We start from the raw sequence: 12,064 nt of genomic DNA on the forward strand, positions 1-12,064 counted from the left end.
GCTGAAGCGGACGGGCGAGCTCAAGCGCTCCGGCGGGCTGACCCGCAAACCCCCGTCCGCGAAGACGCCGCCTGCGAAAAAGCCCCCGCCGTCCCCGTTCGAGGCCCAGCGCGAGGCGACGAAACGCGCCGCCCTGAACGCCCTGAAGCGGGCCAAACGCGCCGCCGACAAGGCCGGCGTGACGCTCTCCGAATGGGAGGGAGAGTTCATCCATTCCGTGAGCGAGCGCGTGAAGACCCACGGCCGCGCCTTCGCCGACCCGGAAAAGGGTACGCCCGGTCAGGCGCTCTCGGCCATGCAGGGGCGCAAGCTGAAAGAGATCACCAAGAAGGCGAAGGGGGAGGCGCGGGGGCCCCGCAGGCGAGACGACGAGCCGGGTTAGCCCGCCTCCTTGATCTGCTCCTCCAGCCCCTGCTCGCGGACCTTGCGGTACAGCGTCGACCGCCCGATCCCCAGACGCCGCGCGATCTCCGACATGTGGCCGGCATAGACCTCGATGGCGTGCTGGATCAGGTCGCGCTCGATCTCCTCCAGCGTCCGCAGGTGGCCGCGGTCGTCCAGGATGCGGATCGGGACCTCCGGGGCCGGGGGCATCTCGATGCCCGACGGCGTCGCGACGGGCGCGGTCGCTTCGGGCGCGCTCTCCAGCACCGGCATGGCGACGCCCGAGATGGCCGGGAAGTCGTGCGGCTGCAGATAGGGCGCGTCCGACAGGATGATGGCGCGGTACACCGCGTTCTCCAGCTGCCGCACGTTGCCGGGCCAGTCGAAGGCGGTCAGCAGGGCCAGGGTCTCGGGCGCGCAGCCCATGACGCGCTTGCCCTCCTCGACGTTGAACCGGCCGACGAAATGATCCACCAGCGCCGGCACGTCCTCCCGGCGGTCACGCAGGGCCGGGGCCTCGATCGGGAAGACGTTCAGGCGATAGAACAGGTCCTCGCGGAAGGCGCCCGCCTTCACCTGTTCGGCCAGGTCGCGGTTGGTCGCCGAGACGATGCGCACGTCGATCTTGACCGGGCGCTTGGAGCCCACCGGGTCGATCTCGCCTTCCTGCAGCGCGCGCAGCAGCTTGACCTGCATGTCCAGCGGCAGCTCGCCGATCTCGTCCAGGAACAGGGTGCCGCCGTCGGCCTCCTTGAACTTGCCCGGATGCTTGTCGGTTGCGCCGGTGAAGCTGCCCTTCTCGTGGCCGAACAGGATCGACTCCACCAGATTGGCCGGCAGCGCGCCGCAGTTCACCGCCACGAAAGGCTTGCCGCCGCGGTCGCTGGCGCCGTGCAGGGCGCGGGCGATGACCTCCTTGCCCACGCCGCTCTCGCCGGTGATCAGCACGGGGATGCCCGACTTCGCCGCGCGCGACCCCATGGCCTTGACCTGACGCATGGCCGGACTCTGGCCCACCAGATCGTCGAAGGTGGTGCGGTTGGCCGCCTGCTTCTTCAGCCGTCCGACCTCTGCCGTCAGCTGGGTCATCTGCAGCGCGTTGCGCACGCCGACCATCAGGCGCTCGGGGCTGACCGGCTTGACGAAGAAATCCTGCGCCCCGGCCTGCATGGCCTTGACGACGGTCTCGATGCCGCCGTTGGCCGTCAGCACGATCACCGGCGCCGACACGCCCGCGGCGCGCAGCTCGGCCAGACATTCCAGCCCGGTCATGCCCGGCATCACCATGTCCAGCAGGATCAGGTCCGCCCCGCCGCCGGCGGTCATCCGGTCGATCGCCTGACCGCCGCTTTCGGCCTGGGCGACGCCCAGCCCTTCGCGCTCCAGCACCGCCTGGATCAGGCGCCGCTGGGTGGGGTCGTCGTCCACCACCAGAACCGTCTTGGCCATCGTCTCCAGCCCCGTCTTCGCCGCCCGAAAGCGACCCATTTCGGGACGTTTCTACGGGTTAGGCCGTGAAGATCGGGTTCGGCGGCGTGGTGAACGGGGCATTGACGCGTCTTGTCGGTCGGATCGGCCGACCCCATACCTCAGGCCATGAACGCCCCCTTCAAGAGCCCCGACGCCGACGCTCCCCTGTGGGACCTGTCCGATCTCTACGCCGGCCGCGACGACGCGCGCATCGCCGCCGATCTGGACGCGGCGCGGGCGCAGGTGGCCGAGCTTGGCGCGCTCGAGGGCCGGCTGCTCGCCGCCCGCACCGAAGCGGCGGAACTGGGCGCGCGGCTGGATCGCGCCGTGACCCTGTACGAACAGGCGTCCGACGCGCTCGGCGGCATCGCGGCCTACGCCTTCCTAGCCGCCTCGACGGCGCGCGACGACGCGGCGGCTCAGGGGTTCGAGGCGGACGTGCGTGAAAAGATCGCCGCCGTCGCCACCCCCACTGTCTGGCTGACGCTGGAGATCAACCAGCTCGACGACGCGGAGCTCGACGCCGCTCTGGCGGCCCATGCGCCGGCCGCCCGCTGGCGTCCGTGGCTGCGCCGCGTGCGCGCGCAGAAGCCGCACGAGCTGTCGGCCGAGCTGGAGACGTGGCTGGCCGAGCGGATGCCGATCAGCGCCCAGTGGCCGCGCCTGTTCGACGAAACGCTCGCCGCGCTGCAGGTGAAGGCCGGCAAGGACGCCCTGACCTTGGCCGAGGCGCTGAACCGTCTGTCGGATCCCAGGCCGGCGCGGCGCAAGGCGGCGGCCGAGGGCCTTACCGAGGCCCTGCGTGGCGAGGCGCGGGTGCTGGCCATGGTGCTGAACACGGTCGCCGCCGAGCATGCGCTGGAAGGCCGCAAGCGCGGCTTCGCCCGTCCCGCCGACAGCCGCCACCTGGCCAATGAGGTGGATGGCGAGGCCGTCGACGCCATGGCCGACGCCGTGGCGCAAGCCTATCCGCGGCTGTCGCACCGATACTATGCCTTGAAGGCGAAGGCCCTGGGCAAGGCCACGCTGGACCACTGGGACCGCAACGCGCCTCTGGATACCAAGGGCCCGCGCGGCTTCGACTGGGGGCAGGGGCGGGAGGTCGTGCTGGACAGCTTCGCGGCGCTGGGGCCCGAGTTCGCGGACCGCGCCCGCGGCTTCTTCGACCGGCCGTGGATCGACGCCCGCGCCCGCCCGGGCAAACAGTCCGGCGCCTATGCCCACCCGGTGACGGCGAACCGGCACCCCTACGTCTTCCTGAACTGGATGGGCGAGCGCCGCGACGTGCTGACGCTGGCCCATGAGCTGGGGCACGGCGTGCATCAGACGCTGGCGGCGGATCAGGGCACACTGCTGGCCGACACGCCGCTGACGCTGGCGGAGACGGCGTCGATCTTCGCCGAGGGCCTGACCTTCGACCGCCTGCTGGCCGAGGCGAAGCCCGCCGAACGGCGCGGTCTGCTGGCCGGCAAGATCGAGGACGGGCTGAACACGGTGGTGCGACAGATCGCCTTCCACCGCTTCGAGACCCGCTTCCACGACGAGCGGGCGGGCGGCGAGGTCCCGGTGGAGCGCATCGGCGAGATCTGGCTGGAGGAGATGGGGGCCTCGCTGGGCCCGGCGGTGACGCTCAACGAGGGCTACGACGTGTGGTGGGCCTACGTCAGCCACTTCGTCCACTCGCCCTTCTACGTCTACGCCTATGCCTTCGGCGACCTGCTGACCGCCGCGCTGATGGAGACGCGCCGCGCCGATCCCGCGGCCTTCACGCCGCTGTATCGCGACCTGCTGGCCGCGGGCGGGACGAAGACCTACGTCGAGGCGCTGAAGCCCTTCGGCCTGAACCCGCGCGATCCCGCCTTCTGGCAGATCGGCACGCGGCGCCTGGAGCGGCTGGTCGACGAGTTCGAGGCGCTGGTCTGAGCTTTACAATAAGGAACATGTTGAAGGGACGCAGGTTTCGGCGGGGCACATCCCCCAGCAAAGCGGAACCTCCCCATGTCCCTTCTCGACAAGATCCTCGGCCGCGACGACCAGGCGCGCACCACGCCGGCCAAGCCGGACATGCCGATGCAGCACGTGCTGGATCATCACGCGCGCCTGAATCCGAAGCCGATCGAAACCTGCACGCCGGAGGAGGCGCGTCGCCAGCCGACGCCGACGGACGCCGTCAAGGCGATCCTGGAAGAGACGATCAGGGACGAGGACCCGACGGTGGGAATCCAGACCCGCGACGTCACCATTCCCGGCGCCGGCGGCCCGCTGCAGGCGCGCGTCTACAGCCCCGACCTCGACTCCGGCGACCTGAAGCCGCTGGTGGTCTACTTCCACGGCGGCGGTTTCGTCATCGCCGATCTGGACGTCTATGACGGCGGCCCGCGCGGCGTTTCCCGCTTCGCCGACGTGGTGGTGCTGTCGGTGCACTATCGCCAGGCCCCGGAGAACAGGTTCCCCGCGGCGCACGAAGACGCGGTGGCGGCGTGGCGCTGGGCGCTGGACAACGCCCGGTCCATCGGCGGCGACCCGCGTCGCATAGCGGTGATGGGCGAAAGCGCGGGCGGCAACCTGGCCATCAACGTCTCGATCGCGGCCCGGGATCAGGGCCTGCCCGCCCCCGCCCATCAGGTGCTGGTCTATCCGCTGGTGGGCGCCGACCTGAACAATGAGAGCTACGTGGAGAACGCCGACGCCAAGCCGCTGAACAAGGCCATGATCGAATGGTTCGTGAAGCACACCTTCGCCGACGAGAGCGAGACGAAGGACCCCCGCGTGGACGTGGTCGGCGCCGCCGACGTGTCACGCCTGCCGTCCACGACGGTGATCCTGGCCGAGATCGATCCCCTCCGGACCGAAGGCGAGCGGCTGATCGAAAAGCTGGAGGCTGCCGGCGTGGACGTGCGGCACAAGACCTTCCACGGCTCGACTCACGAGTTTTTCGGCATGGGGCTGGTGGTGCCGGACGCGGCCGTGGCCCAGCAGTTCGCCGCCCACGAGCTGAAGCGCGCCTTCGGCACGGCGATCCTGCCGATCTGAGTCCGGGTGGACCGACGGGAAAGGGCGCGGCGCCGGCCGCGCCCTTTTCTATGCCCGGGCGTAGGCCTCGACCTCGGCGATCCGCGCGGCCTTCTCCGGCTCGCTCAGGAAGCTGCCCTCGAAGCTGTTGCGCGCGATCTGCGTCAACTGGCCCCGCGTCAGGCCGACGGCTTCGGCCAGCCGCACGTAATTGTCGTTCACATAGCCGCCGAAATAGGCGGGGTCGTCCGAGTTCAGGGTGACGTGCAGGCCGCGCCGCAGCATCTCCGGCACGGGGTGATCCTTCAGGTCGTTCACCACGCACAGCTTCAAATTCGACAGCGGACAGACCGTCAACGTCATCCGCTCGTCGGCCAGCCGCCGGATCAGCGCCTCGTCCTCCATCGACCGGTTTCCGTGGTCCATGCGGTCGATGTGCAGCAGGTCCAGCGCCTCGTGCACGTACTCCGGCGGGCCCTCTTCGCCGGCGTGGGCGCACAGCTTCAGCCCCATGTCGCGGGCGCGGGCGAAGACGCGCCGGAACTTGGACGGCGGATGCCCGACCTCCGACGAATCCAGCCCGACCCCCACGATCCGGTCCAGCCACGGCTCGGCGGCCCTCAGCGTCTCCAGCGCCGCGTCCTCGTCCAGATGCCGCAGGAAGCACAGGATCAGCTTCGACGTGACGCCCAGCTCCAGCTCCGCCGCCTTCATCCCCGACAGCAGACCGTCGGCCGCCACGCCGAACGGCAGGCCGCGGTCCGTGTGCGTCTGCGGGTCGAAGAAGATTTCCGCATGCCGGACGCTGTCCGCCGCCGCGCGCCGGAAATAGGCCAGCGCCAGGTCGTGGAAGTCCGCCTCGGTCCGCAGCACGTCGGCCCCGGCATAGTAGATGTCCAGGAAGTCCTGCAGGTTGGAGAAGTCGTACGCCGCCCGCACCGCCTCCACGCTCTCGAACGGAATGGCCACCCCGTTGCGGCGCGCGAACGCGAACATCTGCTCGGGCTCCAGAGAGCCCTCGATGTGCAGATGCAACTCGGCCTTGGGCAGGCCGGCGGCGTAGGCGGCGAGATCGGTCATGGCGTCCTCCTCGGCGGAGGAGACTACATCCGCTCCGGCACGTCGATGCCCAGCAGGCCCAGCGCCGTCTCCAGCTGCATCAGGGCCGCCGCGGCAAGCGCCAGCCGCGATCCCCGCGTCGCCTCGTGCCCCGCCGCCAGCACCGGGCAGGCGGCGTAGAATTTCGAGAACGCCTGCGCCAGTCGATACGCGTGCTCGGCCACCACGTGCGGCGCGCGCTTGGCGTAGGCGTCGTCGACGGCCTGTTCGAAGGCGTCCAACGTCAGGGCCAGATCGCGTTCGGCGGGCTCGGAAACCGTGATCGGGCCCGACCCGGCGCCCTGATCGGCCGCCTTGCGCAGCAGGGATTTGATGCGCACGGCCTGGTACAGCAGGTACGGCCCCGTCTTGCCCTCAAAGCTGGTGAACCGGTCCAGATCGAAGACGTAGCTGGTGGTCCGCGCGTTCGACAGGTCGGCGAACTTCAGCGCGGCGACCGCCACCTTGTGGGCGATGGCCCCGAACTCCTCGACCGACGCGTCCTCGCCCAGGTGCGCCTCACGTAGCCGCTCGCGCGCCTTGTCGGTCGCCATGGTGATCAGGTCGTGCAGCTTCAGCACGCCCCCGGCGCGGGTCTTGAAGGGCTTGCCGTCGGCGCCGTTCATCGTGCCGTTGGCGGCGTGTTCCAGCTGCCCGGGCGTCGCATAGCCGGCCTTGTACGCCGCGCGGAACACCTGTTCGAAATGGTCGCCCTGACGCGCGTCCACGCAATACAGCACCAGGTCGAAGTCCTGCTCGCGGCGCCGCTGCAGGATGGTGGCCAGATCGGTGGTCCCGTACATGGCGGACCCCTCGGAGGAGACCAGCAACAGGGGCGCCAGTTCGCGCTTCTCGCCCTCTTCGGACACGCGGATGATCCACGCGCCCTGATCGAACTCGGCCAGCCCACGCGTCTTCAGCTCGGCGACCATGTCGGGAATCAACGGGTCGGCGTCCGATTCGCCGTTCCAGAGGTCGAACGTCACCCCCAGCGCGGAGAACTCCCGCTCCAGCGCCGTGCGGCTGACGGCGACGAAATGGGCCCAGAGGGCGCGATACCCGGCATGACCCGCCTGCAGCGCCGCCGTCGCCTTGCGCGCGCGGTCGCGGAACTCGGGCTCTTCCTTGGCCCGCGCGGCGGCGGCCGGATACAGCCGCTCCAGATCCTCCAGCGTGACCGGGCTTTGGGCAGGGAAGGGGCCGGCTTCGGCCAGGAAGGCGTCGGCACGCCCTTCCTCGGCCAGCGCCGTGATCAGCAGCCCCATCTGGAAGCCCCAGTCGCCGAAGTGGGCGTCGCCCCAGACCCGGTCGCCGCGGAAGCGGAACAGGCGCTTCAGGCTCTCGCCGATGATCGACGACCGCAGATGGCCCACGTGCATGGGCTTCGCCACGTTCGGCCCGGCGAAGTCGACGACCACGCGGCGCGCTTCCGTGACCGGCTCCGCGCCGGCGTGGTCGGGGTCGGCCGCGATCGCGGCCGCACGGCTCGACAGGGCCCCGTCGGCGACCTTCAGGTTGATGAACCCGGGCCCCGCGACCTCGACGGCCGACAGGCGCGGATCGCCCTCCAGTCGTGCGGCCACGCGGCCCGCGAGCTCGCGCGGATTGGCCTTCGTGACCTTGGCCAGCGCCAGCGCGGCGTTGGACTGGAAGTCGGCCAGGTCGGGCCGGTCGGACGCCGTCACCCGCACGGCCGACGCGTCCACGCCTTCGGCGGCGAAGGCGGCCGCGACCGCTTCGCCGAGGTCGGATCTGAGAGCGCTCATCTGCGGACGCAGGTGCCCGGATCGGTCCCGACGGCGTCGACGCAGAAGCGGCTGCCGTTGCGATTGAACTCGGCCTGTTCCGGCGTCAGGTCGAAGCCGATCAGGACCTCGAAATTCTCTCCGGACGTCGTGGCGTCGGCGCGGGGGATGACGATCTGCTGCTGCTCGTGCGCGTCCATGCGGTCGACGCCCTGGGCGAAGGCGACGGGCAGGTCGAAATATTCCTTGTGCAGGACGGCGCGATCGCGCGCCGTGACGGCGACCCAGTAGCGATAGGTGCGGCCCTCGCCCTGCGCCGCCGGACCCTTGCCCAGGCGGAACAGCATGTCGACGTCGATCGTGATGGGATCGTCGTTCCGGTACGTGCAGTCCGAGTTCACGCCCTCGATCTCGCCGGTGTAGCCCACGCTGGCGGCCCGCGCCTGGCCGTCGGCCAGTTCCACGTAGCGGGCGGCGTCGTAAAGGATGCGCACGGTGGGGCAGGGGCCGGCGTTGGCGCGTCGCGACAGGGGCGCGATGCGCGGCTGGCGCTCGCGCTGGTTGGCCGCCTGTCCGTCCGCGGTCTCGCCCCTTCCGGACTGTGACTGCGCCGCGGCTGTCGAGGGCAGGGCCGTGACGGCCAGGCCGGCGACGAGAAGAAGCGGAAGGACGCGACGCATGGGCAATATCCGGCTGGAAGCGGGCGCGCAGGCTTGCGCCCCCGCCCGACAAGACGCTTACCGCTGATAGCGGCTAAACCGAGGCGCGGCAAACCGCCCGGCGCTGTGGCGTGAACAGGCGTCAGCCTCTAGATGTGGCCCATGACCCTGCTCGTCGATCCCGCGCCCGACCTGCGTCGTCCGCTGACCGTGCGGCTGGCCGCGCCGCGGGGCTTCTGCGCCGGCGTGGATCGCGCCATCCAGATCGTCGAACGGGCGCTGGAGAAGTACGGCGCGCCCGTCTTCGTGCGGCATGAGATCGTCCACAACAGGCATGTCGTCGACCGCCTCAAGGCCATGGGCGCCGTCTTCGTCAAGGAACTGGACCAGTGCCCTGACGACCGGCCCGTCGTCTTCTCGGCCCACGGCGTGCCCAGGTCCGTGCCGGCCACCGCGCGTTCGCGGGACATGCTGTTTCTCGACGCCACATGCCCTCTCGTCTCCAAGGTCCACGTCGAGGCCGAGCGCCATCACGCGGCCGGCCGGCACATCCTGCTGATCGGTCACGCGGGGCATCCCGAGGTGATCGGCACCATGGGCCAGCTGCCGCCGGGCGCCATCACCCTGATCGAAACGGTGGCGGACGCCGACGCCTTCCAGCGCCCCGGCGACGCGCCTCTGGCCTACGCCACCCAGACCACGCTGTCGGTCGACGACACGGCGGAAATCCTGGCCGCGCTCAAGCGCCGCTTTCCGGAGCTGCCCGACCCGCACAAGGAAGACATCTGCTACGCCACCACCAACCGTCAGGAGGCGGTGAAGCGGCTGGGGCAGGTCAGCGATCTGGTGCTGGTGGTCGGATCGAAGAACTCGTCCAACTCCGTGCGGCTGGTCGAGGTGGCGCTGCGGGCGGGCGCCCATGCGGCCCATCTGGTGGACGACGCCTCGCAGATAGACTGGACCTGGTTCGACGGCGTGGGTTCGCTGGGCGTGACGGCCGGAGCGTCCGCGCCCGAAAGTCTGGTTCAGGGCGTGATCGACGCCGTCTGCGCCCGCTTCGACGCCCATGTCAGCGAGGACGACGGTCTGCGGGAGACCGTCACCTTCAAACTGCCGCGCGTCCTGACGGCCTGAGGGTCAGAGACCCGGCAGCTTGAACCCGCCGCCGGCGCGGCGCGGCGTGATGACGATGGCGTTGCGGCCGCCCGTCGTCGATTGCAGGCGTTCGTATTCCGTCGTGGCGTCGATGGTGACGGCGCCGTCGCGGGTCGTGATCTGCGTCGCGCCCTGCGTCGAAGGGTCTTCACGGCGCCAGAACATCACGCGATCGGCCCAGCTGGTCTCCTTGTGCGCCAGATCGCCGAATTCGTCGTCGACCATGTAGCGCACGCGGCTGTCGACGGCCTCGGTGCCGGCGCCGACGCGCGCCGCCAGGGCCTGCTCGCCCTCGGAACGCACCACGGCGCCGCGCTCGGTCGCAAGGATGCGGCGCGCCTCGACCTCCGGCGTCACGTCCTGCGGACGCGGCTGGCCGGGCTGCGGCGGACGCAGGCCGTACTCCGGCGGCAGGCTGAGCGGGGCGGTGGACACCGTCAGGAACTCGTCCGGCGTCACGCGGCTCAGACCCAGCGACTGCCGCACGCCCCCGCACGCTCCGAGCGACAGGGCGGTGGCGGCCACGAGGCCAAGGGCGGCGAACTTGCGGATCGACATGGGTCTCAACTCACGACGGCGGGCCGGGCGCACGACTGCGCACCGGACTTCAAGAGCGGCTGATTACGACTTTTCGGGGGCCGCGCCAACCTGAGCCGGTCGGCGACGATCGCTGAGGAAACCGTCGACGAACAGCAGGATGACGCCGACGGTGATCGCCGCGTCCGCGACGTTGAACACCCAGGGAAAGACGCCGGTGCCCGAAAAGTCGACGAAGTCCACGACGTAGCCGTATTGCAGGCGGTCGATGGCGTTGCCGACGGCCCCGCCGATCACCAGGCCGATGGCCGTGATCAGGATGCGGCGGTCCGTCCGGGTCGCCCACCACACCAGAAATCCCGAGACCAGCAGCGAAAAGACCGTCAGGGCCCAGCGCGCCCCGCCGCCCCCGAACAGTCCGAAGCTCACGCCCGTGTTTTCGACGTAGGAGAAGTTCAGGAGCGGCGGCAGGAGCGGCACGCGCCCGACCTCGCGCAGGCTCAGCCCCTCCAGGATCCAGGCCTTGGAGGCCTGGTCCAGCAGGACGACGATCAGGGCGAAGCCATAGGCGGCCCAGGCGATGCGGGGGATCTTCATGCGGCGCGGTTAGCAGGCGGCGAGGGTCAAGGCTAGCCGACCCGACGACGCCGCGTCTCGGCGGTGCGCAGAGTGGATCGCAGGAACTCCGCCGGCGGGTCCGTCTCGGCCAGAACGTCCTCCTTGATGGCGCGCGGCTCGCCGAACAGGTGCCCCTGACCCATGCCGACGTCCAGCTCCAGCACGTCGACGATCTGGCGCTCGCTCTCGCATTTCTCGGCGATGACCTCGATGCCGTAGCGCCGCGTCAGGCCCGCGAAGTCGGCCGCCCGGATGTCCGGCAGCGACGGCAGCGGCGCGGCCCCGTCCAGATCCAGAAGCTGCTCGATCAGCAGATCCGCCGCCACCTTCACGAACCGCACGTCGGAGCGCTGCAGGTCGGCGAAGTCCAGATCCAGCGTCTGGACCTTGTCGATCGAGAAGCGGAAGCCGAGGTCGGCCAGCTTGGCCATGTTCCTCGCCTCGATCGCGCCGCGCGCGTCGAACGTCGCCTGGCCCAGCTCGAAGATCAGCGCCTGGTTCAGGTCGCGGTTCTGGTTCAGGAACTCCAGGAACTGCGGGAAGAAGGTCTCGTCCCCCAGCGACGACAGGGCGACGTTGCAGAACACGCCCACCTTGCGGTCCTGGCGTGCCAGCCGCCGCACGATCTGGGCGCAGCGGAACAGCAGCAGGTTGTCGATGGCCGGCACCAGACCTTCGCCCTCGGCGATGGAGAGATACTCCGCCGGCATCATCACCCGGTCGGTCGAATCCCGCAGACGGGTGAAACTCTCATAGAAGACCGTCCGCCGCTGCGGCAGGCTGACCACCGGCTGCAGATACAGGTCGACGCGATTCTCCGTCAGGGCGTCGTGGACGGTGCGCAGCAGGGCGTCGGCGGCGCGGCGGTGGCGATCCTCGAACGGGCTGGCCGCCGGCTGGGCGCTGGCCAGTCGCTGGTCCACGCTCTCGCTCATCTGCTGGATCAGCGTCTCCAGCATCCGGACCTCGCCGGTCAGCTCCTCGGCGCGGGACAGCGGGCCGCTCTCGATGGCCTGGGCCAGATCCGACAGGGCGCCCTGCGTCTGCTCCATGGCGTCGGCCAGCAGGCGGTGCGCCTCACGAACCTGCGCGATCTCCTGCGACAGCGCCCGCGCCCGGGCCGCCGAGGCCACCGCCACGTGGGCCGCCGCCAGCACGCCCAGGGTCCCCAGCGTCCCGGCCACGCCTGCGCCGGCCCCCAGACCGCCTCGCCACAACAGGGCGCCCACGGTCATGCCGAGGAACAGATAGCCGAAGAACAGGAAGCCCGTGGTGACCGCGCGCATCGGGAAGCCGAGACCCTTTCCGGGTGGAATCGCCCGAGTATCCGGCTATTGCGTCGGTACGGCCAGAGATGGGCCGCAGAATCTTGGGAATGAAGGGCCG

At 70.2% G+C, this 12,064-nt stretch carries 11 protein-coding genes; 4 read left to right on the top strand and 7 right to left on the bottom strand.

Annotated elements, in window-relative coordinates; translation table 11 throughout:
- Positions 1 to 37 precede the first annotated feature (37 nt).
- Complete coding sequence (locus tag VGR32_RS06640; protein ID WP_414642896.1) at positions 38 to 382, top strand: hypothetical protein; 345 nt, start codon at positions 38 to 40, stop codon at positions 380 to 382.
- Here the strand turns inward: VGR32_RS06640 and VGR32_RS06645 are convergent.
- Positions 379 to 1,833 carry a sigma-54 dependent transcriptional regulator gene (locus VGR32_RS06645; protein WP_327449434.1) on the bottom strand — a complete coding sequence of 485 codons (1,455 nt, stop codon included), beginning with the start codon at positions 1,831 to 1,833 and terminating at the stop codon, positions 379 to 381. The two genes, VGR32_RS06640 and VGR32_RS06645, sit on opposite strands and share 4 nt — an antisense overlap.
- 147 nt (positions 1,834 to 1,980) lie before the next feature.
- On the opposite strand from VGR32_RS06645, the gene VGR32_RS06650 reads away from it, so the two are divergent.
- Together VGR32_RS06650 and VGR32_RS06655 are read left to right on the top strand one after the other, a co-directional pair.
- Positions 1,981 to 3,777, top strand: a complete 1,797-nt coding sequence (locus VGR32_RS06650) for a M3 family oligoendopeptidase (protein ID WP_327449312.1) — start codon at positions 1,981 to 1,983, stop codon at positions 3,775 to 3,777.
- 75 nt (positions 3,778 to 3,852) lie between these two features.
- Positions 3,853 to 4,887, top strand: a complete 1,035-nt coding sequence (locus VGR32_RS06655) for an alpha/beta hydrolase (RefSeq protein WP_327449314.1) — start codon at positions 3,853 to 3,855, stop codon at positions 4,885 to 4,887.
- A 48-nt stretch (positions 4,888 to 4,935) separates the two neighbouring features.
- Here VGR32_RS06655 and VGR32_RS06660 read toward each other — a convergent pair whose 3' ends face one another.
- Genes VGR32_RS06660 through VGR32_RS06670 form a run of 3 tightly spaced genes read right to left on the bottom strand, consistent with a single transcriptional unit; the run spans position 4,936 to position 8,389 of the window.
- Positions 4,936 to 5,946, bottom strand: a complete 1,011-nt coding sequence (locus tag VGR32_RS06660; protein ID WP_327449316.1) for an adenosine deaminase — start codon at positions 5,944 to 5,946, stop codon at positions 4,936 to 4,938.
- Between the two features lie 23 nt (positions 5,947 to 5,969).
- On the bottom strand, positions 5,970 to 7,730 hold the full coding sequence (argS, locus tag VGR32_RS06665) for an arginine--tRNA ligase (protein ID WP_327449318.1): 1,761 nt from the start codon (positions 7,728 to 7,730) through the stop codon (positions 5,970 to 5,972).
- Positions 7,727 to 8,389: a Tat pathway signal sequence domain protein gene (locus VGR32_RS06670; RefSeq protein ID WP_327449320.1), complete on the bottom strand. Its 663-nt coding sequence runs from the start codon at positions 8,387 to 8,389 to the stop codon at positions 7,727 to 7,729. The genes argS and VGR32_RS06670 overlap by 4 nt, the downstream gene beginning before the upstream one ends.
- A 141-nt stretch (positions 8,390 to 8,530) precedes the next feature.
- Here VGR32_RS06670 and ispH point away from each other — a divergent pair, with 141 nt between their 5' ends.
- Positions 8,531 to 9,502: a 4-hydroxy-3-methylbut-2-enyl diphosphate reductase gene (gene ispH, locus VGR32_RS06675; RefSeq protein ID WP_327449322.1), complete on the top strand. Its 972-nt coding sequence runs from the start codon at positions 8,531 to 8,533 to the stop codon at positions 9,500 to 9,502.
- 3 nt (positions 9,503 to 9,505) lie between these two features.
- Here the strand turns inward: ispH and VGR32_RS06680 are convergent, their stop codons facing one another.
- From VGR32_RS06680 to VGR32_RS06690, 3 genes are all read right to left on the bottom strand, one after another.
- Positions 9,506 to 10,081 carry a DUF3035 domain-containing protein gene (locus VGR32_RS06680; RefSeq protein WP_327449323.1) on the bottom strand — a complete coding sequence of 192 codons (576 nt, stop codon included), beginning with the start codon at positions 10,079 to 10,081 and terminating at the stop codon, positions 9,506 to 9,508.
- Positions 10,082 to 10,144: 63 nt separating this feature from the next.
- On the bottom strand, positions 10,145 to 10,657 hold the full coding sequence (lspA, locus tag VGR32_RS06685; RefSeq protein WP_327449325.1) for a signal peptidase II: 513 nt from the start codon (positions 10,655 to 10,657) through the stop codon (positions 10,145 to 10,147).
- A gap of 32 nt (positions 10,658 to 10,689) precedes the next feature.
- Positions 10,690 to 11,964, bottom strand: a complete 1,275-nt coding sequence (locus VGR32_RS06690) for an EAL domain-containing protein (RefSeq protein WP_327449327.1) — start codon at positions 11,962 to 11,964, stop codon at positions 10,690 to 10,692.
- Positions 11,965 to 12,064: the final 100 nt, after the last annotated feature.

Source organism: Brevundimonas sp. (genome assembly GCF_035935935.1).
GTDB lineage: Bacteria > Pseudomonadota > Alphaproteobacteria > Caulobacterales > Caulobacteraceae > Brevundimonas.